Raw genomic sequence first — 21,919 nt, 5'->3', positions numbered from 1 at the left:
TATTTCTTCGGGGGTGTCTACTAGCAGAACTGTTAGTCCGCGAAGCTGGTGGATTCGGATGGCAGTGGGTTTGGTTGAGGGCCTGAAATTTGTGATGTGGCTGATGGCCCCTTCGCGAGCAAGCCCGCTCCCACACTTGATCTGCAGTGAACACAATATTTGTGAACGACAGCAATCCACTGTGGGAGCGGGCTTGCTCGCGAAGAGGCCAGCCCAGCCTCCTCAAACTTCAAGCCGTTACATGGTAGGGATTGCGCGGATCATGGTTCCAATCCAAAAACGGCTTGCCAGTGTCCACCGTCACCATTTCGATGCAGTCCTGCACCGGGCAGGTGATCTGGCACAGGTTGCAGCCCACGCATTCCTCATCGATCACCTCATACACATGCGTGCCGTTCGCCTGCTTGAGGCTGGCGATGGCCTGGTGCGAGGTGTCTTCGCAGGCGATGTGGCAGCGCCCGCAGCCGATGCAGGCCTCCTGATCGATCTTGGCGATGACCTGGTAGTTGATGTCCAGGTACTTCCAGTCGGTGGTGTTGCCCACCGCACGGCCGGAGAACGCCTGGAGGTTGGCGTGCCCGTGATCGTCCATCCAACGTGACAGGCCGTCCTTCATTTCTTCGACGATGCGAAACCCATGCAGCATCGCCGCCGTGCAGACCTGCACCGCGCCGCTGCCCAGGGCAATGAATTCGGCGGCGTCGCGCCAGCTGCCGATGCCGCCGATGCCGCAGATCGGCAGGCCCTGGGTCTGCGGGTCGCGGGCGATTTCGGCGACCATGTTCAGGGCGATGGGCTTGACCGCCGAGCCGCAGTAACCGCCGTGGGTGCTCTGGCTGCCGACGCTGGGCAGGGCGACCATGCGGTCCAGGTCGACGCTGGTGATGGAGTTGATGGTGTTGATCAACGACACCGCATCCGCCCCGCCGCGATGGGCCGCGCGGGCGGCGACGCGGATGTCGGTGATGTTCGGCGTGAGCTTGACGATCACCGGCAGCGAGCAATAAGTCTTGCACCAGCGGGTCACTTGCTCGACGTACTCCGGCACCTGGCCGACCGCCGCGCCCATGCCCCGTTCCGGCATGCCGTGGGGGCAACCGAAGTTCAACTCGATGCCGTCGGCGCCGGTGGCTTCCACCAGGGGCAGGATGTTTTTCCAGGATTCTTCGACGCAGGGCACCATCAGCGACACGATCAGCGCCCGGTCCGGCCAGTCCTTTTTCACCTGGGTGATTTCCCGCAGGTTGATCTCCAGGGAACGGTCGGTGATCAGCTCGATGTTGTTGATGCCCAATACCTCGCGATTGGCGCCGTAGTGGGCCGAATAACGCGAGGACACGTTCACCGCCGCCGGGTCCTCACCGAGGGTTTTCCAGACCACGCCACCCCAGCCGGCCTCGAACGCGCGGACGACGTTGTAGGCCTTGTCGGTGGGTGGCGCGGAGGCCAGCCAGAATGGATTGGGGGCTTTGATGCCGGCGAAGACAATCGACAGATCGGCCATTTACGCAGCCTCCACGTTAAGCATCAGTTGAGCGTTGATCGCCTCGGCGGCGAGTTTGCCGTGCTGCACGGCCTGCACGGTGAGGTCCTGGTCGAGGCTGGTGCAATCGCCGCCGGCATAGACCCCGGGAACGCTGGTGCGCAGGTGTTCGTCCACCAGGATCCGCCCGTCCTGGCGCTTGAGCTCCCGGGCCAATGGGTCCGCCAGCGCGTTGTCGTCGAAGGCTTGGCCAATGGCTTTGAAAATGGCATCGGCGGGCAGGTCGAAGGTCTCGGCGCCGATGACCAGTCGGCCGTTTTCCAGATGGGTACGGGAAAAGCGCATGCCGCGCACCTGCCCGGCGTCATCGAGCAACACCTGTTGCGGTTGGGCCCAGGTCAACAGGCGTACCTGATTGGCCTTGGCGATGTCTTGCTCGTGCAAGGTGGCGCCCATGTCCTCAAGGCCGCGGCGGTAGACCAGGTTGACGTCCCGGGCGCCGAGGCGAGCCATTTGCACGGCCATGTCGATGGCGGTGTTGCCGGCGCCGAGGACGATGCAACGGTCGGCCAGGGGCAACTGGCTGAGGTCATCGGCCTGGCGCAGTTCGCGAATGTACTCGGTGGCGGCCAGCAGTCCCGGGGCTTGTTCGTCGCTCAGGCCCAGTTGTTTGCTGGCGGCCAGGCCGAGGCCGAGGAACACCGCGTCGAATTGCTGGTGCAGGTCGCTCAGGCTCAGGTGCTCGCCGAGCTTCTGGCCATGGCGGATTTCGATGCCACCAATCTCCAGCAGGAAATCCAGCTCCCGTTGGGCGTAATCGTCCACCAGTTTGTACTTGGCGATCCCGTATTCGTTGAGGCCACCGGCTTTGTCCCGGGCTTCGAAAATCACCACGTCATGGCCGTGCATGGCGCTGCGATGGGCGCATGACAACCCCGCGGGCCCGGCGCCAACCACGGCGATGCGCTTGCCGGTGGCGGCGGCCCGTTGGAATGGGTGCGCGCTGAAGTGGGCGTTGTCCACCGCGTAGCGTTGCAGCGAGCCGATCAACACCGGGGCGCATTCATGGGCGTTGTTGCGCACGCAGGCTTGCTGGCACAGGACTTCGGTGGGGCAGACCCGAGCGCAACTGCCGCCGAGGATGTTGGCCGAAAGAATCTTCTGCGCCGCGCCTTGGACGTTGTCCTGGTGGATGTTGCGGATGAACGAGGGAATGTCGATTTCGCTCGGACAGGCGTTCACACACGGCGCGTCGTAGCAATACAGGCAGCGGGACGCTTCCAGGTGGGCTTGGCGCGCGTTGAGGGGCGGCGCCAGGTCGCTGAAGCGTGCGGCGAGGGTGGCCGGGTCTTCCTGGGAATGGGGGAGATGACTCAAGGGCTGGATCATGGAATGGGCCTCACGGTGTTTGAGGTGCTGCCTCTGGTGGGCAGTGGTTTTTTTCGGTGTCTGGGCTGACGCCTTCGCGAGCAAGCCCGCTCCCACATGGAATCTGTTGTGTACACAGATTCTGTGCCTGCCCGAGATTCAGTGTGGGAGCGGGCTTGCTCGCGAAGGCCGAAGGCCTCGATTTCAGCGTTTCACGGCACTTGGCTTATTCAACTCCGCCCGCTTGCTCAGCAAATCGAACACCGCCGGATACGCCGGCCGTTCGATGTAGCGCCCCGCGCCGCGCTCGGCCCGCAGGTCGCCGTCGGCCCACACCAGCCGACCCTGGCTGATGGTGTGGCTGGGCACGCCGCGTACGGTCTTGCCTTCGAAGATGTTGAAGTCCACTTGCTGGTGGTGGGTCTTGGCGGAAATCGTGCGGCTGCCTTGCGGGTCCCAAAGCACCAGGTCGGCATCGGCACCGACGCGGATCGCGCCCTTGCGCGGGTAGAGGTTGAAGATCTTCGCGGTGTTGGTGGAGGTCAAGGCGACGAAGTCCTGCATCGACAATTTGCCGCTGTTGACCCCCTCGTCCCAGAGCACCGCCATGCGGTCTTCGATCCCGGCGGTGCCGTTGGGGATCTTGCTGAAGTCGTCACGCCCGGCGGCTTTCTGTTCGGCACAGAAGCAGCAATGGTCGGTGGCGGTGGTGTGCAGGTTGCCGGATTGCAAGCCACGCCAAAGTGCTTCCTGATGCCCCCGTGGGCGGAAGGGCGGGCTCATCACGTAGCCGGCGGCGGTCTGCCAGTCCGGGTCGCGATAGACGCTGTCGTCCAGCAGCAAGTGCCCGGCCAGGACTTCACCGTAGACCGGCTGGCCCTTGCTGCGGGCGTAGGTGATTTCGTCCAGGGCTTCCCGGGTGGACACGTGCACCAGGTACAGCGGCGTGCCTAGGGTTTCGGCGATGCGGATGGCGCGGCTCGCGGCTTCGCCTTCCACTTGCGACGGCCGCGACAGCGGATGGGCTTCTGGCCCGGTGATGCCCTGGGCCAGCAGCTTGCGTTGCAGGTGATACACCAGTTCGCCGTTCTCGGCATGCACGGTGGGCACCGCGCCCAATTCCAGGCAGCGCTCGAAGCTCGCCACCAAGGTGTCGTCGGCGGCCATGATTGCGTTCTTGTAGGCCATGAAATGCTTGAAGCTGTTCACGCCGTGGTGGCTGACCAGCTCGGCCATTTCTTCGCGGACCTGTTCGCTCCACCAGGTGATCGCTACGTGGAAACCGTAGTCGCTGGCGCTTTTTTCGGCCCAGCCGCGCCATTGATGAAAGGCTTCCATCAGTGACTGCTGGGGGTTGGGAATCACGAAGTCGATGATCGACGTGGTGCCCCCGGCGAGGCCCGCCGCCGTGCCGCTGAAGAAGTCTTCACTGGCGACCGTGCCCATGAACGGCAACTGCATATGCGTATGGGGATCGATGCCGCCGGGCATCAGGTATTGACCGCTGCCATCGAGCACTTCGACAGCGGCCGGAACATCCAGGTTTTGACCAATGGCCTGGATCACGCCGTCGGCGCAAAACACATCGGCGCGATAACTTTCATCATGGGTAATAACGGTGGCGCCACGGATCAACAGAGACATTCCGAGTTCCTCGCAGGCATGACCGACTGTTGCCGGTTCTTTATGTTTTATCCATCACGGTAGGTAAAGTCGTGCCGGTTTACATTCTTGTCACGACTGTCAGGATTAGACGCTAGCTGGAGTTATTGAAATGAGCAAGATTATTTTTTATAAGCTTATGCGTTATTTAACTAGTTGAAATTAAAGGGTTAATTTACAAAATCACCAAAATGGTGAGCCTGCTCACCATTTTGACGCACTTGACAGGATCGTTATTTGAGCGAGATTTGTCATGGTAAATCAGCGGCTTGAAAGCGTTGGAAGTGCGGGCCAGACACCTCGCATTGTTGCGGGGTGCACCACTTTGAATCTCCCACTCGACAGGGCGTGAAGGTCATCTAGCCTCAATGTCGCAAAGCCGGGACTGAAACAAAGCAATCACTTGGCTTTAAACGTTAAACATCAAAAGGTTGAAAGGGTTATATCGATCATTCGGTCAGCTCGGCGTGTTATTCGGCACGGTTATTGAGTGCTGTCGTGGCCTGGCGGGGTGGTGGATAGCACGCGTGCAAGTACTCCGGCCATCGCCAGTCGATGAGCAAAAATAATGAAAACAGTGGAGCGGACATGACCAGATCAACAGTGACCGAGCGCGACGGATTATTCGAGCTTGAAGCCGGCAGCGACGTCCTCGACAGCCCCCGTTATAACCACGACATCGCGCCGACCAAGGTGCACGAGCGAACCTGGAACAAATGGCACATCACCGCACTGTGGGTGGGCATGGCGATCTGCGTGCCGACCTATACCCTCGGCGGCGTGCTCACCGCCTATTTCGGTTTGACGGTGGGCGAGGCGCTGCTGGCGATCCTGTTCGCCAACATCATTGTGCTGATCCCCCTGACCCTGAACGCCTTCGCCGGGACCAAGTACGGCATTCCGTTTCCGGTGCTGTTGCGCTCGTCCTTCGGCGTGATTGGCTCCAACGTGCCGTGCCTGATCCGCGCCCTGGTGGCGTGCGGTTGGTTCGGCATCCAGACGATGTTCGGCGGGTTGGCGATCCACTTGTTTCTCGGCTCGGTGTTCGAAGGCTGGAAGAGCCTGGGCGGCACCGGCGAAGTAATCGGCTTCATGGTGTTCTGGGTCATCAACCTGTGGGTGGTGTTGCGCGGTGCCGAGTCGATCAAATGGCTGGAAACCTTGTCCGCGCCATTGCTGGTACTGGTGGGGGCGGGGCTGCTGGTATGGGCGTTGCCCAATGTCTCGTTGACTGAACTGATGGCGGTCCCGGCCAAGCGGCCTGAAGGCGCCGGGGTGACGAGTTATTTTCTTGCCGGGCTGACGGCCATGGTCGGCTTCTGGGCCACCCTGTCGTTGAACATTCCGGACTTCAGTCGATATGCCAAGAGCCAGAAAGACCAGATCGTGGGGCAGATCATCGGCCTGCCGTTGACCATGTTCCTGTTCGCCTCCCTCGGCGTGGTGATGACCGCCGCCTCGGAGAAACTGGTGGGGGTGACCGTCTCCGACCCGGTGACCTTGATCGGCCACATCCAGAGCCCGGTGTGGGTGGCGCTGGCCATGGTGCTGATCATCGTCGCCACGCTCTCGACCAACACCGCGGCCAACATCGTCTCGCCCACCAACGACTTCCAGAACCTGGCGCCGAAGCTGATCGGCCGCACCAAGGCAGTGATGCTCACCGGATTGGTAGGGCTGGCGCTGATGGCCCATGAGCTGTTGAAGAAACTCGGCCTGATCGTGTCCGAGGTCAGCCTCGAGTCGGTCTATTCCAATTGGTTGCTGGGCTATTCGAGCCTGCTGGGACCGATTGCCGGGATCATGGTGGTGGATTATTTCCTGATCAAGAAACAGCAACTGGACCTGGCCGGGTTGTACCGCGACGACATTTACCCGGCCTGGAACTGGAACGGCTTCATCGCCTTTGGCGTGCCGGTGGTGCTGACGCTGCTGTCCCTGGGCAGCGACGCGTTCAGTTGGTTCTACAGCTACGGCTGGTTCACCGGCTCGGCGCTGGGTGGGGTGATTTATTACGGGTTGTGCAGTATGCAAGGGGCCAGCCCGGCGGTCGCCAAGTCACCTCTGCAATAGCAGATGAATGCGGTGCCTGTGGGAGCGGGCTTGCTCGCGAATGCGGTACGTCAATCAACATCAATGCTGACTGATACACCGCATTCGCGAGCAAGCCCGCTCCCACACTGGACCGCGTCGAAATGAGATAACTGCCTGAAGGAGATCCCCATGAACGCAGCCCTCGACGTCCTGCAATCCACTCATCAGCACATCAACCGCGATCGCCTGTGGCAATCGCTCATGGACCTGGCCCAGCTCGGCGCCACGGTCAAGGGCGGTGTGTGCCGGCTGGCCCTGACCGACCTCGACCGCCAGGCCCGCGACCTGTTCGTGCAATGGACCCAGGCGGCGGGCTGCACCGTCAGCATCGATGCGGTGGGCAATATCTTCGCCCGTCGCCCGGGGCGCAATCCGAACCTGCCACCGGTGATGACCGGCAGCCACATCGACACCCAACCCACCGGTGGCAAGTTCGACGGCTGCTTTGGTGTGCTATCCGGGCTGGAAGTGCTGCGCACCCTCAATGACCTGAACATTGAAACCGAAGCACCATTGGAGGTGGTGGTCTGGACCAACGAAGAAGGCTCGCGCTTCGCCCCGTGCATGATGGGCTCCGGGGTGTTCTCCGAGAAATTCACCCTCGAAGAAACCCTCGCCAAGACCGACGCCGAAGGCATCAGTGTGGGCCAGGCGCTCAACGCCATCGGCTATGCCGGCCCGCGCAAGGTCAGCGGGCATCCGGTGGGGGCGTACTTCGAGGCGCACATCGAGCAGGGGCCGATCCTCGAGGATGAGGGCACGACCATCGGCGTGGTGATGGGTGCCCTGGGGCAGAAGTGGTTCGACCTGACCTTGCGTGGCGTCGAAGCCCACGCCGGCCCGACCCCGATGCACCTGCGCAAGGACGCCCTGGTGGGCGCCTCGCTCATCGTCGGCGCCGTCAACCGCGCGGCCCTCGGTCATCAACCCCATGCCTGCGGCACGGTCGGTTGCCTGCAAGCCTATCCGGGGTCGCGTAACGTCATTCCCGGCGAGGTGCGCATGACCCTGGATTTCCGTCACTTGGAACCGGCGCGCCTGGATTCGATGATCGCCGAGGTCAAGCAAGTGATCGAAGACACCTGCCGGCAACACGGCCTGACCTTCGATTTGAAACCCACCGCCGACTTCCCGCCGCTGTATTTCGACCAGGGCTGCGTCGACGCCGTCCGCGGCGCTGCCCAAGGGTTGGGCCTGTCCCACCTGGACATCGTCAGCGGTGCCGGCCATGACGCGATCTTCCTCGCCGAACTGGGCCCGGCCGGAATGATCTTCGTGCCCTGCGAAGGTGGCATCAGCCACAACGAAATCGAAAACGCCGCCCCGGACGACCTCGCCGCCGGTTGCGCGGTGCTGCTGCGAGCAATGCTGGCCGCCTCCCAGGCGATTGCCGAGGGACGCATGGCGGCGTGAAGGGGCCGATGCACTATTGCAAAGCCATGTGGTCGTAACTTTCAGCGCATCCATGCTTGAAACCTACTGACCACATGGAGACCCAATGAATCAGCAAGTCCCGACCACCGATACCAACCGTCGTCAATTGCTGCAGATCATTGCCGGGCTGTCCGACGGGGTGATGTTGATCGAGGTCGACCAGACCATTGCCTGGGCCAACGCCGCAGCGTTGGCCATGCACGGCGTCGAGGACCTCAATGAGCTGGGCACCACGGCCCGGCAATACGCCCGGCGTTTTCAATTGCGTTACCGCAACAACCATCCGTTGACCGAAGACAACTACCCCATCGCCCGGGTGGCCCGTGGCGATGAGTTCAGCGATGTGCTGGTGGAGGTTACGCCCAAGGCCGACCCGGATCGCACCTGGGTGCATCGGATTCGCAGCATGGTCCTGGCCGACCGTAATGGTGAGCCGGAACTGCTCGTGCTGATCCTCAGCGACGCCACCGAATGGGCCAGCGCCGAGCAGCGTTTCGAAAAGACCTTCGGGGCCAACCCGGCACCGGCGGTGATCTGTCGTCTCAGCGACCTGCGCTACATCAAGGTCAACCCGGGATTCCTGGAGATGACCGGCTATAGCCGCGACCAGGTGATCGGGCGTTCGGTGTACGAACTGGATGTGCTCGAAGCCGCCGAGAAACGTGACCTGGCCATCGAGCGCCTGGGGCAGGGCGCGACCATTCCGCAAATGCAGGCTGAGTTGAAATTGCCCGATGGCACCAGCAAGCAGGTGATCGTCGCCGGCCAGCCCCTGGACCTGCATGACGAAGACTGCATGCTGTTTTCCTTCATGGACATGGAGCCGCGCCGCAAAGCGGAAACGGCGTTGCGCCAGAGCGAGGAGCGCTTTGCCAAGTCGTTCCGCCTGTCGCCCGTGCCCACGTTGGTGTGCAGCGCCGAACAACAGCTGCTGGAGATCAACGAAGCGTTTCTCCAGACCACTGGCTACGCCAGCGAAGAGCTGTTGGGTAAAACCGTGGAGGAAATCGGTTTCCTCGACAAGGCCGCCAGCGTCGCGCTGTTTGCTCGGCTGGAAAAGGTCGCCGCTGTCTCGAGCATCGACGTCAAGGTGCACAAGAAAGGCGGCGAACTGATCGACTGTGAGGTCGCTGCCGACACGGTGCTTATCCAGGACAAACCCTGCTACCTGCTGGTGCTGATGAACATCACCGAACGCAAGCGCTCGGAACTGGAACTGGTGGCGGCGATCGAGGAGGTGATGAAGGACGCGTCCTGGTTCAGCCGGACCCTGATTGAAAAACTGGCCAACGTGAAGAGCATCAATGCCCAGGTGCCCAGCGCATCCTTCACCGAGCTGACGGCCCGTGAGCGTGATGTGCTGGGACTCATCTGTGAAGGGTTGGCCGACAAGGAAATCGCCGCGCGCCTGAAGCTTGCGCCTAATACGGTGCGCAATCATGTGGCTACACTTTATTCGAAACTGGATGTCCATAGCCGCAGCGAGGCGATTGTCTGGGCGCGGGAGCGCGGTTTGTTCGCCAATGAATGGCGAATGAAGGCACCATGATAGCCAGTGCAAATGCACCGGGTGTGCTGGTGCAAATTCAGGTTTTGCAAGGGGGGGCGGTTCCTTAGGCTGTGAGTGTGCGACATCCTCCGTGATGCCGCGTCCCCCACGAAACACTCAAGGAATACGCCTCAATGTGCTATGAACGAACCCCATATGTGAGCGACAGGATGTCTATGCGGACCAGGAGGTCGGAGCTGTCTACCGTTCATTTGCGCCCCCGGGGCTGAGGTGCATCGTATGACCCATCTGGCCCCCTTGCGTGCCCGCCTTGAAGAAAGTTTTACGCCCTTGGCCTGCGAATGCAGCCTCAATGGTGACGGTACCCTCACCGTGCGCCTGTATCACCGTGAAAGCGGTGAGGTGGACCTGGTGGTAAGCGGCATGAGTGTCGACAGCGTCCGCTCGGAAGAGAGCATCGCCAAGTTGATCGATGAGCTGCGCTACGAGCTGCAAAACACCCCGCCGCATCGCAGTGAGCCTTGATAACTAAGATCTGGCACACCACACTTTGTGGCGAGGGAGCTTGCTCCCGCTGGGGCGCGCAGCGGCCCCAATATCTGTCGGATGCACACGCCAGCCAAATCCTATCCATCGGTTTTGCGACTGCTTCGCAGCCGAGCGGGAGCAAGCTCCCTCGCCACAGGTGTTGCTCCAGCCCTATGTCTACAACAACGTCGCCCGGCAATCGAGCACCAACCGCGCGCCGCCGTGTTCGCTGCTACCCACTTCCAACGTGAACCCATGCAGATTGACGATCGCCGCGACGATCGATAGGCCCAGGCCAAATCCGCCGTGCTGGCTGCTGCCCTCGGCGCGGTAGAAGCGGCGAAACACGGCCTTGCGCTCGGCCTCGGGGATGCCGGGGCCGGAGTCGAGCACTTCGATGCGCGTGCTGTCGCCCTGATCGACCCCGCGCAGGATCACGGTGCCCCCCGGTGGGGTGAACTTGATGGAGTTGCTCAACAGGTTCGACACGGCCTCGAACAGCAAGGCCCGGTCGCCATTGAGCAGGGGCAGGGCGTCGGGCACCTCCAGGATAAAGGTCAGTTCGCCTTCCTCGGCCAGCGGCAGATAAAAATCATGCAGTTCTTGCAGTAGCTGCAACGGATCGAGGCGCACGAAGCCCGAGCGCCGCTGCTGGTCCTCCAGTTCGGAAATCCGCAACAAGCCACGGAACCGCGCCATCAGGGTGTCGGTCTCGGCGAGCACCTGGTCCATCTGCAAGGCCTCGGCGGAGCCGTCCGGTGCTTGCTGCTGGATGCGATAAAGTTGGGCGCGCAAGCGCGTCAACGGGGTGCGCAGGTCATGGGCGATGTTGTCGCATACACCCTTGACCTCGTTCATCAAGCGTTCGATGCGTTCGAGCATGGCATTGACGATCGCCGCCAGCATGTCCAGCTCATCGCGCCGGCTCGACAACGGCAGGCGATGGGTCAGGTCACCGGCGACGATGGCTTCGGCGCTGGCCTGCAACTGGCGAATCCGTCGTAGCGGTCGGCGGCGCAACAGGTGCCAACCCGCGATGCCCGGCAGGATCGTCAGCGATACCCCCCAGAACAGCGCGTGCAAGATGATCCGCGTCACGGCGAACAGCGAGCCGTTGTCCCGGGCCAGGACCAGCCAGCGACCGTCTTGGGTCCGGGTCGCCACCGCGTCGCAGCTGTCGGAAGGCACGCCCGGTTGATCGGAATCGACGCAGCCGCCGAGCATGTGGATCTTGCCGTCCAGCGGCAGGTCGGCGGGCACCCTCTGGATCGGTCCGCTCAAATGGCGCAATTGCGGATCGAACAGCCCGTAGGCGTCGACCCCACGCTCGTCCAGCGTCAGGCTGGCCATGAGCGCGTCTTCCAGTTGGTCGCCGTGGATCCGCGCGAACAGGTGTTGGCGCTGCATCAGGGAGTGCTTGGCCAGGCTGTCGAGGTAGCCAAACACTTCGTAATACATCACCCCCATCAGGATCGCGCTCCAGATCACGAACAGCGAACTGTACAGCGCCAGCAGACGGCTGCTGGAGGAGCGCCAGCCCTTAGCGGGGTTCAGCAATGACATAGCCGGAACCCCGTACCGTGCGAATCAGCGGTTCCAGGCCCGGCGGGTCGATTTTCTTGCGCAGGCGGCCGATGTGGACGTCGATCAGGTTGGTGCCGGGGTCGAAGTGATAACCCCAGACTTCCTCGAAGATCATCATGCGCGAGAGAATCTGGCCGCTGTTGCGCATCAGGAACTCCAGCAGCTTGTATTCGGTGGGCAGCAGGCTGAGCAGCTGTCCGTTGCGGCTGGCTTCGCGGCTGATCAGGTTCAGCTCCAGGTCGGCCACCCGCAGCGCGGTTTCCGGCTCGCGGGTGCCATTGTTGCGCCGCAGCAGCACTTCGACCCGGGCGGCCATTTCGTCGGTGGCGAACGGCTTGGTCAGGTAGTCGTCGCCGCCGGCCCGCAGGCCACGCACACGTTCGTCCACATCGGAGAGGGCGCTGATCATCAGGATCGGCGTGGCCACGCCCATGGTGCGCAGGGTGGTGACAATCACCAGGCCATCGAGTTCGGGCAGCATGCGGTCGAGGGTGATCAGGTCGTAGTCGCCGCTGACAGCCCGTTCCAGGCCTTCACGACCGTTGTCGACCCAATCGACATCCAGGCCGTTGCGGGTCAGCTCGGCAACGATTTCACGAGCGGTCACGGCGTCGTCTTCGATGGTCAGGATGCGGTTCATGGGCGGTACCCTGTAGAGAAAATGGAGCGATTGCGCAGCATTCTGCCAAAGAATACCTGTCGGCTTTCTGAAAAAAAGTTCATGAGCCGACGAGCCGATTCGCTGGCCTGGATCAACACCTGGTCACAAATAATCCCTAACATAAATTTCGTGCGCACTATCATGTGGCGTCTGTTGCCCTGCTTTGGCGCGCTGCCGCTGCCGGGCACTGATGCGAACCGGTGATGGTGTGCCGCAAGGAGCCGACCCCCACAGAACCTTCAAGGAAGAGCAGCATGATGCAACCTTCAGACCTTCTACGCCGGAAATTCGATATCCAGCCGCTGGCACAGGCCGATATGACGGTGCGCTTGGACGGGCAGGCTGTCAGCGCTGCCCACGGCGAAACCGTCCTCACCGTCATCCAGTCCCTGGGGCAACGCCAGGTGGCCCGCAACGACCACGACCAGATCAGCGGCGCCTACTGCGGCATGGGCGTGTGCCAATGCTGCCTGGTCAAGATCGATGGTCGTCACAAGCGCCGTGCCTGCCAGACCCTGGTGCGCCCTGGCATGCAGATCGAAACCCGGGTCAACCGCATCACCGAAACGGAGGCGCCATGAGCCTGGATCCGGTGATTGTCGGCGGTGGGCCGGCGGGCATGGCAACGGCCATCGAGCTGGCCTCCCACGGGGTTCGTTGCACACTGCTCGAAGAGGCGCCGCGCCTCGGTGGCGTCGTGTATCGCGGGCCGCTGCGCGATGGCGTCAGCCTCGACTACCTGGGGTCGCGCTACAGTGACGCCCTGGAGAAACTCCACGGTGAATTCCAGCAACGCGCCGGCCTGATCGACGTGCGATTAAGTAGCCGGGTCATCGGTGCAGAAGGCTTCCGGGCGCTGATGCTGCTGGATGCCGACGAGCGCCTGGGGGAGGTCGCCTATTCCCATCTGGTCCTGGCGGCCGGTTGTCATGAACGCAGCGTGCCGTTTCCAGGCTGGACGCTGCCGGGGGTGATGATGCTCGGCGGCCTGCAATTGCAGATCAAGAGCGGCGTGGTCAGGCCGCCGAGCCCGGTGGTGATCGCCGGCACCGGCCCGTTGCTGCCGCTGGTGGCCTGCCAACTGCACGCTTCGGGCGTGGCGGTGGCGGGCGTCTTCGAAGCCTGCGCGTTCGGCCGCATCGCCAAGGAAAGCCTGGCGTTGCTGAACAAGCCGCAGCTGTTCCTCGATGGCCTGAGCATGTTGGCCTACCTCAAGCTCAATCGCATTCCCGTGCGCTATGGTTGGGGCGTGGTACAGGCTGACGGCGAGGGCGAGTTGAGCCACGTCACCGTCGCGCCTTACTCCACGACCTGGGAACCCGACCTCAAACGCGCCGAACAGGTGCCGGCCCAGACCCTGGCGGTCGGCTACGGCTTTATTCCGCGGACTCAATTAAGCCAGCAGATGGGCCTGGAGCACGGTTTCAGCGAGGACGGCTATTTGCGGGCGGTGTCCGATGCCTGGCAGCAAAGCAGCGAAGCGCACATTCACCTGGCCGGCGACATGGGTGGGATTCGTGGCGGTGAAGCGGCCATGCTCAGCGGGCGCATCGCAGCGCTGTCGATCCTGATGCAACGCAACGTACTCGATCCGTCCGAGGCCCTGGCCCAACGGGAACGCTACCAGGCGCAATTGCAGCGGATCATTCGCTTTCGCGCCGCCGTGGATCGCTACACCCAGCGTGGCGCCGGACAAACCGCCTTGCCGGCCGCCGACACGGTGATCTGCCGCTGTGAACAGGCCACCCGCGCCGACATCGACCGGGCGCTGGAGCAAGGCGTGCAGGACATGGCCAGCCTGAAGATGCGCACCCGCGTGAGCATGGGCGATTGCCAGGGGCGGATGTGCGTTGGCTACTGCAGCGATCGCTTGCGCGAAGCCACCGGTCGCGCCGACGTCGGTTGGCTGAGGCCACGTTTTCCCATCGATCCGATTCCCTTTTCAGCGTTCCAGAACGTCGCCACGGAGGCCGTTTCCCATGATTAAGGATTATGACGTGGTCATCGCCGGAGGTGGTGTGATCGGGGCTTCGTGCGCCTATCAACTGTCCAAGCGCAAACACCTGAGGATCGCCTTGATCGACGCCAAGCGCCCCGGCAACGCGACCCGGGCTTCGGCGGGTGGGCTGTGGGCCATCGGTGAGTCGGTGGGCCTGGGATGCGGGGTGATCTTCTTTCGCATGATGTCGGCCAACCGCAAGCGCCAGACCCAGGGCGCCGCTGTGGCGGTGGATGCCAGCACCCCGCACATCCTGCCCCAGTCGTTCTTCGATTTCGCCTTGCAGTCCAACGCAATGTATCCGCAGTTGCACCGCGAATTGATCGACCGTCACGGCATGGATTTCAAGTTCGAGGAGACCGGGCTCAAGTTCGTGATCTACGACGAGGAAGACCGTTCGTACGCTGAGCACATCGTCGCCTGCATTCCCCACCTGGCAGACCAGGTGCGCTGGCTCGACCAGGCGGCCCTGCGCTCGGCAGAGCCGAATGTCAGCCATGAGGCCCTGGGCGCGCTGGAATTTCTCTGTGATCACCAGGTCAGTCCGTTCCGCCTGGCCGATGCCTACACCGAAGGCGCCCGACAGAACGGCGTCGACCTGTTCTTCAACACCCATGTGACCGAGGTGCTGCGCAGCGGCACGCGGGTGACCGGGGTGCAAACCGCCGAGGCGGGGACGTTCAACTGCCGAACCCTGATCAACGCGGCCGGTGCCTGGGCCGCGGACCTGAGCGAGCAGGCCACCGGCGTGCGGATTCCGGTCAAACCGGTCAAGGGCCAGATCCTGCTGACGGAGCGCATGCCGAAAATCCTCAACGGCTGCCTGACCACCAGCGACTGCTATGTGGCGCAGAAAGACAACGGTGAAATCCTGATTGGCAGCACCACTGAAGACAAAGGCTTCGACGTGACCACGACTTATCCGGAAATCGAAGGGCTGGTGCAAGGCGCGGTGCGCTGTATCCCGCAGTTGATCGACATCAATCTGAAACGAACCTGGGCCGGCCTGCGCCCGGGTTCGCCCGATGAGTTGCCGATCTTGGGGCCGATGCGCGGAGTGGCGGGCTACCTCAACGCCTGCGGGCATTTTCGCACCGGCATCCTGACCTCGGCCATCACCGGGGTGCTGCTGGATAAACTGGTGAACAATGAGCCCCTGCCACTGGACATCACGCCGTTCCTGGCGGATCGCTTCGAAGTGGCGCCGACGGTAAAGCCCAGGGAAGTGGAGCTGGCCTGAGCAATCGCCGCACGCCAGCAGCCACCCGGGGACAAGAACTGTGGGAGCGAGCCTGCTCGCGATGGCGTCGTATCAGCCAACATCAATGTCGCCTGACATACCACTATCGCGAGCAGGCTCGCTCCCACAAGGGGGGCGGTGGTGTACCTGAAATCCTGGTACACCACAGAGCCCTGTGGGAGCGAGCCTGCTCGCGAATGACGTCAGGTCAGTCAGTACCTATTAGTCATTGCAGCTTGCGATGAGCCTCACGCAATAGTTGCTCGGTGGACTCCCAGCCCAGGCAACCATCGGTGACCGAGACGCCGTAGCGCATCGACGGGCCCAGCGGCTGGCAGCCTTCGAACAGGTGACTTTCGAGCATCATGCCGATCAGGGAACGGTTCCCTTGCAGTCGTTGTTCCAGCACGTCATTGAAAACCTGGGGCTGGCGCAACGGGTCTTTGCCGCTGTTGGCGTGGCTGCAATCCACCATGATCCGCGCCGGTATCTCCAGGCGGGTCAGGTCGTGGTGTATCTGCGAGACGCTCTGGCGGTCATAGTTCGGCCCACGATGGCCGCCGCGCAGCACCAGATGGGTGTCGGGGTTGCCCGGCGTCTGGATGATCGCCGGATGCCCCTGGCTGTCGACGCCGAAATGCCGATGGGGGTGGGCCGCAGAGCGCATGGCGTCGCAGGCAATGCCGACTCCGCCGTCCGTGCCGTTCTTGAACCCTACCGGCATGCCCAGGCCGCTGGCCATTTCCCGGTGGATCTGCGATTCGGTGGTGCGCGCGCCAATGGCGACCCAACTGAGCAGGTCATCGAAGTAATTGGCGGCCATGGGTTGCAGCAATTCGGTGGCGACGGGCAGGCCCAACTGGAGTACGTCGCGCATTAGCGCCCGGGACAAGGTCAGGCCGGCGCCCATGTCATCGCTGCCGTCCAGGCCAGGGTCGTAGGCCAGGCCTTTCCAACCGACGGTCGTGCGGGGCTTTTCCACGTAGGCACGCATGACCAATAGCATGCTGTCACTCACTTCGTGGGCCAGGCGAGCCAGGTTGGCGGCGTATTCGAGGGCGGATTTCGGATCGTGGATCGAGCAGGGGCCGACGATGACCAGCAGGCGGGCATCTTCACCGTCGAGGATCGCGCGGATGGCCTGGCGATGGGCACCCACTTGGTGGCTCAACGCGGTGCTGAGCGGCAATTGCTGCTTGAGTTGCAACGAACTGGGCAGACGCAGGGTCAGGGCTTCGTTGGCAGGATTGAGCGTGGACAGCGGCAAAGCGGAGACGGACGAATTCATGATTTGGCTTCCTGGACGGGTGGCGGGTTCGTTCCCGCGCGCCGGTCCTAGTGGGGTGTTCGACAATTGGCCGGATTGGCCCGCAATTGAGGCTTGCCACCGGTAGGTGACCGATCGGAGGCGGCAGGCTGTCCCGAACGGTGGCTGGTAAATCGCCAGGCGGAAAAACTGTCGTAACGGTAATAAGTGGCGTAGTTCATGGCTCAATCCTCAAGTTGTCTGATGCTGCAAATGTTTGGGGCCTGAAAAAAACAAAACCCCCGGTCGGGAGGCCGACCGGGGGTTTGGAAAACTCTGGAAGGCGACCCGTTTAAAGTGGGCGCCGGTTGGGTATCAGGCGCGCCAGTGGCTAAACCAATACCCAAAATAAAAGCTGACCGGAGTTTGAACGCTGTTCGCCCGGGCAGCCGCAACCGAGCGCGGGGCGCTGGCGGTTTTAAGCGGTGAGAGGGCGTTGAACATGGTCTGTCTCCGATGAATGGCCCCGAGCTTACTAGAGGGCGGGGCGCCGGTTCAATTAGAAAATTCTATCGGGGGCATGTAAGTGTTCGCTCTGGCTTGAGTCCGCAGGGCTTTATGACACACTTCAGGTTTGCACCGCCTTCCAGGGATGAACCATGACCGTTCCAACCTTCGCCGCCGCCCAGTCGATTTCCATTGCGGGGGACACTCGCGCCAATCTCGCCAGCCATCAGCGTTTCATGCAAGCCGCCGCTGAACAGGGGGTGCAGTTGCTGGTCTTTCCTGAGTTGTCGCTCACCGGTTACGAACGTGGCCTGGCGGCAGATCTGGCGGTCCTGCCGGAGGATGCCGTACTGCAACCGCTGCGTGATTTGGCGCAAGCGCTCGGTCTGACCACTGTGGTGGGCATGCCGATTCGGCTGTCGGCGGACGGCCCGGTGTTGATCGGCGCGCTGGTGCTCGGCGCCGACGGTTCCCTCGGGGTGTACAGCAAGCAGCACCTGCACCCGGGGGAAGAAGTCGCCTTCGCCCCGGGCCATGGTGGCTCGATGCTGACGATGGGGCAGGATCGCATCGCGCTGGCGGTGTGTGCTGATTTCTCCCACGCCAGCCATGCGGCCGCGGCAGCCGGGCAGGGCGCGACGCTGTATGCCGCGGGGGTGTTGATCACCGAGGGTGGCTACGTGCCGGATACGACCTTGTTGCAAGGCTATGCCCGGCATCACACCATGACCGTGCTGATGGCGAATCATGGCGGCGTCACGGGCGGTTGGGAATCGGCTGGCCGCAGCGCCATTTGGGGCCCGGACGGTTCGCTGCTCGTGGCAGCACCGGGCACGGGTGAGTGGTTGGTGATCGCTCGCCGCGGCGCCAACGGCTGGGCCGGACAAGTCATGCCGGTGGCAGTGCTTTAACGAGGTATTCATGAGTTTCGAATGGCGTGCCGCAACGAACGGGGATATCGACTTCGCCCGGCAACTGACCTGCGACAACATGCTTGCTTATTACCTCAGGCATGATTTGCTCTGGCAGGACGAAGCGTTCGACCTGGCCTGGATCATTCGCCAGAACTGGATAATCAGCCGGGCAGGCCAGGCGCTGGGGTTTGTCAGCCTCAGCCGTGATGCCCGGGCGTTGTACATTCGCGAATTGCAGATTGACCAGGCGTTTCGTGGACAGGGCGCCGGGACCTGGGCGATCGGACAGGTTTGGGACTTGGTGGGGTTGGAGCGTCGGCCGGCGCTGCGCCTGACCGTATTCAAGGATAATCCGGCCAGGGCGTTGTACGAACGCATGGGCCTGCGGGTCGTCGGCGAGGACGAGTGTTTCCTGAGGATGCAGCGAGACGCCGGTGCTTGAAGCCTCGGATACCGTGGCGATAAAGATGCGTTGTAACTTTTATCTGTCCCTTGGCGCTAGGTCTGCGGGATGCTTTTTTGCTAAGGTGTCGTGCAACCCAAATAAGACCAAATCGTGAGGTGTCTGCTTGATTAGGGTGTTAGTGGTCGATGACCATGATCTCGTCCGTACGGGCATTACACGAATGCTGGCTGACATCGATGGCCTGCAGGTAGTTGGCCAGGCTGAATCCGGGGAAGAGTCCCTGATCAAGGCGCGTGAATTGAAGCCCGACGTGGTGCTGATGGACGTCAAGATGCCCGGCATCGGCGGCCTGGAAGCCACGCGCAAGCTGCTGCGCAGTCACCCGGATATCAAGGTGGTCGCAGTGACCGTCTGTGAAGAGGACCCATTCCCCACCCGGCTGTTGCAGGCGGGCGCGGCGGGTTACCTCACCAAGGGCGCTGGCTTGAACGAGATGGTCCAGGCCATTCGTCTGGTTTTTGCCGGGCAGCGCTACATCAGCCCGCAAATCGCCCAGCAATTGGCGATCAAGTCGTTCCAGCCAACCAACGACTCGCCCTTCGACGCACTGTCGGAGCGGGAAATCCAGATTGCCCTGATGATTGTCGGTTGCCAGAAGGTGCAGATCATCTCCGACAAGCTGTGCCTGTCGCCTAAAACCGTCAACACCTACCGTTACCGTATCTTCGAGAAGCTTTCGATCAGCAGTGACGTCGAATTGACACTGTTGGCGGTGCGCCACGGCATGGTCGATGCCAGCGCCTGAACATGACTGAATTGTTTGATCCCAGCGCGTTCCTCTCCACTTGCAGCGGTCGCCCCGGCGTGTACCGCATGTTCGACAGCGAGGCGCGCCTGCTTTACGTCGGCAAGGCCAAGAACCTCAAGAAACGCCTGGCCAGTTACTTTCGCAAGACCGGCCTCGCGCCGAAGACCTCCGCCCTGGTGGGGCGCATCGCGCAAATCGAAACGACGATCACCGCCAATGAAACCGAGGCGCTGCTGCTCGAGCAGACGCTGATCAAGGAATGGCGCCCGCCGTACAACATCCTGCTGCGGGACGACAAATCCTACCCCTACGTGTTTCTGTCCGACGGGGCCTTTCCGCGCCTGAGCATTCATCGAGGCGCAAAAAAGGCCAAGGGTCGCTATTTCGGCCCGTATCCCAGCGCCGGGGCGATTCGTGAAAGCCTCAGCCTGTTGCAGAAGACGTTTTTCGTTCGCCAGTGTGAAGACAGCTACTACAAGAACCGCACCCGGCCCTGCCTGCAATACCAGATCAAGCGCTGCAAGGCGCCTTGTGTGGGGTTTGTCGAGCCGCAGGTCTACGCCGAGGACGTGCGTCACTCGGTGATGTTCCTGGAAGGCCGCAGCAATGCGCTGACCGATGAACTGTCGGCGGCCATGGAGGAGGCGGCGGTCAACCTTGAGTTCGAACGGGCCGCCGAACTGCGGGACCAGATCGGCCTGCTGCGCCGCGTGCAGGACCAGCAAAGCATGGAAGGTGGCAGCGGTGACGTTGATGTAATCGCCGCGTTCATCAACCCGGGCGGCGCCTGCGTGCATTTGATCAGCGTGCGGGGCGGTCGCGTGCTGGGCAGCAAGAACTTCTTCCCGCAAGTGGGTATCGAGGAAGACGTGGCCGAGGTCATGGCCGCTTTCCTGGGCCAGTACTACATCAGCAGTCCGGAACGCGACTTGCCTGCCGAGTTGATCGTCAATGTGGTCCATGAGGATTTCCCGGCCCTGATCGAAGCCATCGACAAGCTTCGCGGTCGTGAACTGACCATCAGCCACCGCGTTCGCGGCACCCGTGCCCGTTGGCAGCAACTGGCGGTGACCAACGCCGAGCAGGCCTTGGGCGCGCGCCTGGCCAACCGGCAACACGTGGCGGCGCGGTTCGATGCCCTGGCCGATGTCCTCAACCTGGACGAGCCGCCGCAGCGACTGGAGTGCTACGACATCAGCCATTCCAGTGGCGAGGCGACCGTGGCGTCCTGCGTGGTCTTCGGTCCGGAAGGCCCGATCAAGTCCGATTACCGCCGCTACAACATCGAAGGCGTCACGCCCGGCGATGACTACGCGGCGATGCACCAGGCATTGATGCGCCGCTTCGGCAAGCTCAAGGACGGGGAGGGCAAGTTGCCGGACATCCTTCTGGTGGACGGCGGCAAGGGCCAGTTGTCGATGGCCCGCGATGTGCTCAATGAGCTGATGGTCCCCGACCTGATCCTGCTGGGCGTGGCCAAGGGCGCGACGCGCAAGGCCGGTTTCGAGACCTTGTATCTCAACGATGCCGCCCATGAATTCACCCTCAAGGGCGATTCGCCGGCGCTGCACCTGATCCAGCAGATCCGCGACGAAGCCCACCGTTTCGCCATCACCGGACACCGTGCCCGTCGCGGCAAGACGCGCCGTACGTCTACACTGGAAGGTGTGGCAGGCGTCGGCCCGACGCGCCGTCGCGACTTGTTGAAACATTTTGGTGGATTGCAGGAACTGTCTCGTGCCAGCATCGAGGAGATAGCCAAAGCACCCGGTATCAGTAAAAAGCTCGCTGAGTCGATTTATGCAAACCTGCACAGCGAGTAGAATGCCCGTCAACCTCGCAGCCAGTTGTGCCGATGAATATCCCAAATCTGATTACCGTTCTACGCGTCCTGCTCATTCCGATCTTCATTTTGCTGTTCTATTTGCCGTACCACTGGAGCTACGTGGCTTCCGCCTCGGTCTTCGCCTTCGCCGCCGCGACGGACTGGCTGGATGGTTACCTGGCCCGACGCCTCGAGCAGAGCACGCCGTTCGGTGCCTTCCTCGACCCGGTGGCCGACAAGCTGATGGTCGCGGTGGCCCTGGTGCTGCTGGTGCAAGAGCACGGCAACCTCTGGCTGACCTTGCCGGCGGCGGTGATCATCGGCCGCGAAATCGTCGTCTCGGCGCTCCGTGAATGGATGGCCGAACTGGGCGCCCGCGCCCAGGTCGCGGTGTCGAACCTCGGCAAATGGAAAACCGCCGCGCAGATGCTCGCCCTGGTGATCCTGCTGGCCAACCCTTCGGATTTCAGTTTCTGGGTGCTGTTGGGCTATGCGCTGTTGCTGGTTTCCGCAGGGCTTACGCTGTGGTCGATGGTCCAATACCTGCGCGCCGCCTGGCCGCATCTGCGGACGGATGTTGAGCCGAAATAAAACTTTTTTGAATCAAAGGGTTGACGGCGTAATTTGAATCTATAGAATGCGCCACACCA

Annotated in this window: 19 protein-coding genes; 12 read left to right on the top strand and 7 right to left on the bottom strand. The window is 62.3% G+C overall.

The features are described from left to right. Positions 1-229: 229 nt before the first annotated feature. The 3 genes from preA to hydA all read right to left on the bottom strand — a co-directional run bounded on the left by preA (position 230) and on the right by hydA (position 4,495). Positions 230-1,504 (bottom strand): NAD-dependent dihydropyrimidine dehydrogenase subunit PreA, encoded by a 1,275-nt coding sequence (preA, locus tag HU715_RS12205; RefSeq protein ID WP_186706164.1) that lies wholly within the window; start codon positions 1,502-1,504, stop codon positions 230-232. Next, on the bottom strand, positions 1,505-2,872 hold the full coding sequence (locus HU715_RS12200) for an NAD(P)-dependent oxidoreductase (protein ID WP_186706165.1): 1,368 nt from the start codon (positions 2,870-2,872) through the stop codon (positions 1,505-1,507). It abuts the gene before it with no gap. Positions 2,873-3,055: 183 nt separating this feature from the next. Next, the gene (gene hydA / locus HU715_RS12195; protein WP_186706166.1) at positions 3,056-4,495 is read right to left on the bottom strand and encodes a dihydropyrimidinase; all 1,440 of its coding nucleotides are present in this window, start codon (positions 4,493-4,495) and stop codon (positions 3,056-3,058) included. A 606-nt stretch (positions 4,496-5,101) separates the two neighbouring features. Between hydA and HU715_RS12190 the strand changes: the two genes are divergently transcribed. From HU715_RS12190 to HU715_RS12175, 4 genes are all read left to right on the top strand, one after another. Then, the gene (locus HU715_RS12190; RefSeq protein WP_186706167.1) at positions 5,102-6,586 is read left to right on the top strand and encodes an NCS1 family nucleobase:cation symporter-1; all 1,485 of its coding nucleotides are present in this window, start codon (positions 5,102-5,104) and stop codon (positions 6,584-6,586) included. A 150-nt stretch (positions 6,587-6,736) separates the two neighbouring features. Next, positions 6,737-8,020 (top strand): Zn-dependent hydrolase, encoded by a 1,284-nt coding sequence (locus tag HU715_RS12185; protein WP_186706168.1) that lies wholly within the window; start codon positions 6,737-6,739, stop codon positions 8,018-8,020. 85 nt (positions 8,021-8,105) lie between these two features. Then, positions 8,106-9,590: a helix-turn-helix transcriptional regulator gene (locus tag HU715_RS12180; RefSeq protein ID WP_186706169.1), complete on the top strand. Its 1,485-nt coding sequence runs from the start codon at positions 8,106-8,108 to the stop codon at positions 9,588-9,590. A 240-nt stretch (positions 9,591-9,830) separates the two neighbouring features. Beyond that, on the top strand, positions 9,831-10,076 hold the full coding sequence (locus HU715_RS12175) for a DUF1652 domain-containing protein (RefSeq protein WP_053185383.1): 246 nt from the start codon (positions 9,831-9,833) through the stop codon (positions 10,074-10,076). 180 nt (positions 10,077-10,256) lie between these two features. Here HU715_RS12175 and HU715_RS12170 read toward each other — a convergent pair whose 3' ends face one another. Then, complete coding sequence (locus tag HU715_RS12170; RefSeq protein WP_186706170.1) at positions 10,257-11,642, bottom strand: sensor histidine kinase; 1,386 nt, start codon at positions 11,640-11,642, stop codon at positions 10,257-10,259. Continuing rightward, positions 11,620-12,303: a response regulator transcription factor gene (locus tag HU715_RS12165; RefSeq protein WP_053122824.1), complete on the bottom strand. Its 684-nt coding sequence runs from the start codon at positions 12,301-12,303 to the stop codon at positions 11,620-11,622. The genes HU715_RS12170 and HU715_RS12165 overlap by 23 nt, the downstream gene beginning before the upstream one ends. Positions 12,304-12,578: 275 nt before the next feature. On the opposite strand from HU715_RS12165, the gene hcnA reads away from it, so the two are divergent. The 3 genes from hcnA to hcnC are packed head-to-tail and all read left to right on the top strand — an operon-like array spanning position 12,579 to position 15,563. Continuing rightward, positions 12,579-12,905, top strand: coding sequence for a cyanide-forming glycine dehydrogenase subunit HcnA (hcnA, locus tag HU715_RS12160; RefSeq protein ID WP_434575355.1), 327 nt, complete (start codon positions 12,579-12,581; stop codon positions 12,903-12,905). Beyond that, on the top strand, positions 12,902-14,311 hold the full coding sequence (hcnB, locus tag HU715_RS12155) for a cyanide-forming glycine dehydrogenase subunit HcnB (protein WP_186706171.1): 1,410 nt from the start codon (positions 12,902-12,904) through the stop codon (positions 14,309-14,311). Before hcnA ends, hcnB begins: the two co-directional genes overlap by 4 nt. Beyond that, the gene (hcnC, locus tag HU715_RS12150; protein WP_186706172.1) at positions 14,304-15,563 is read left to right on the top strand and encodes a cyanide-forming glycine dehydrogenase subunit HcnC; all 1,260 of its coding nucleotides are present in this window, start codon (positions 14,304-14,306) and stop codon (positions 15,561-15,563) included. The genes hcnB and hcnC overlap by 8 nt, the downstream gene beginning before the upstream one ends. 226 nt (positions 15,564-15,789) lie before the next feature. Here hcnC and HU715_RS12145 read toward each other — a convergent pair whose 3' ends face one another. Then, positions 15,790-16,851 carry a 3-deoxy-7-phosphoheptulonate synthase gene (locus HU715_RS12145; protein WP_186706173.1) on the bottom strand — a complete coding sequence of 354 codons (1,062 nt, stop codon included), beginning with the start codon at positions 16,849-16,851 and terminating at the stop codon, positions 15,790-15,792. Between the two features lie 47 nt (positions 16,852-16,898). Next, positions 16,899-17,051: a hypothetical protein gene (locus tag HU715_RS12140; protein ID WP_003200270.1), complete on the bottom strand. Its 153-nt coding sequence runs from the start codon at positions 17,049-17,051 to the stop codon at positions 16,899-16,901. A 417-nt stretch (positions 17,052-17,468) separates the two neighbouring features. Here HU715_RS12140 and HU715_RS12135 point away from each other — a divergent pair, with 417 nt between their 5' ends. The 5 genes from HU715_RS12135 (at position 17,469) to pgsA (ending at position 21,860) form a co-directional block, all read left to right on the top strand. Continuing rightward, the gene (locus HU715_RS12135; RefSeq protein WP_186706174.1) at positions 17,469-18,227 is read left to right on the top strand and encodes a carbon-nitrogen hydrolase family protein; all 759 of its coding nucleotides are present in this window, start codon (positions 17,469-17,471) and stop codon (positions 18,225-18,227) included. Between the two features lie 10 nt (positions 18,228-18,237). Continuing rightward, positions 18,238-18,672 carry a GNAT family N-acetyltransferase gene (locus tag HU715_RS12130; RefSeq protein WP_186706175.1) on the top strand — a complete coding sequence of 145 codons (435 nt, stop codon included), beginning with the start codon at positions 18,238-18,240 and terminating at the stop codon, positions 18,670-18,672. Positions 18,673-18,799: 127 nt separating this feature from the next. After that, on the top strand, positions 18,800-19,441 hold the full coding sequence (gacA, locus tag HU715_RS12125) for a response regulator transcription factor GacA (protein WP_003200277.1): 642 nt from the start codon (positions 18,800-18,802) through the stop codon (positions 19,439-19,441). A gap of 2 nt (positions 19,442-19,443) precedes the next feature. Continuing rightward, positions 19,444-21,267, top strand: coding sequence for an excinuclease ABC subunit UvrC (gene uvrC / locus HU715_RS12120; protein WP_186706176.1), 1,824 nt, complete (start codon positions 19,444-19,446; stop codon positions 21,265-21,267). Positions 21,268-21,299: 32 nt separating this feature from the next. Beyond that, positions 21,300-21,860: a CDP-diacylglycerol--glycerol-3-phosphate 3-phosphatidyltransferase gene (gene pgsA / locus HU715_RS12115; protein ID WP_018608070.1), complete on the top strand. Its 561-nt coding sequence runs from the start codon at positions 21,300-21,302 to the stop codon at positions 21,858-21,860. Positions 21,861-21,919: the final 59 nt, after the last annotated feature.

The sequence above is a fragment of the Pseudomonas zanjanensis genome, assembly GCF_014268745.2.
GTDB classification, from domain to species: domain Bacteria; phylum Pseudomonadota; class Gammaproteobacteria; order Pseudomonadales; family Pseudomonadaceae; genus Aquipseudomonas; species Aquipseudomonas zanjanensis.
The sequence above is the reverse complement of the archived record's forward strand: the minus strand, read 5'-3'. Positions and strand labels throughout refer to the sequence as shown.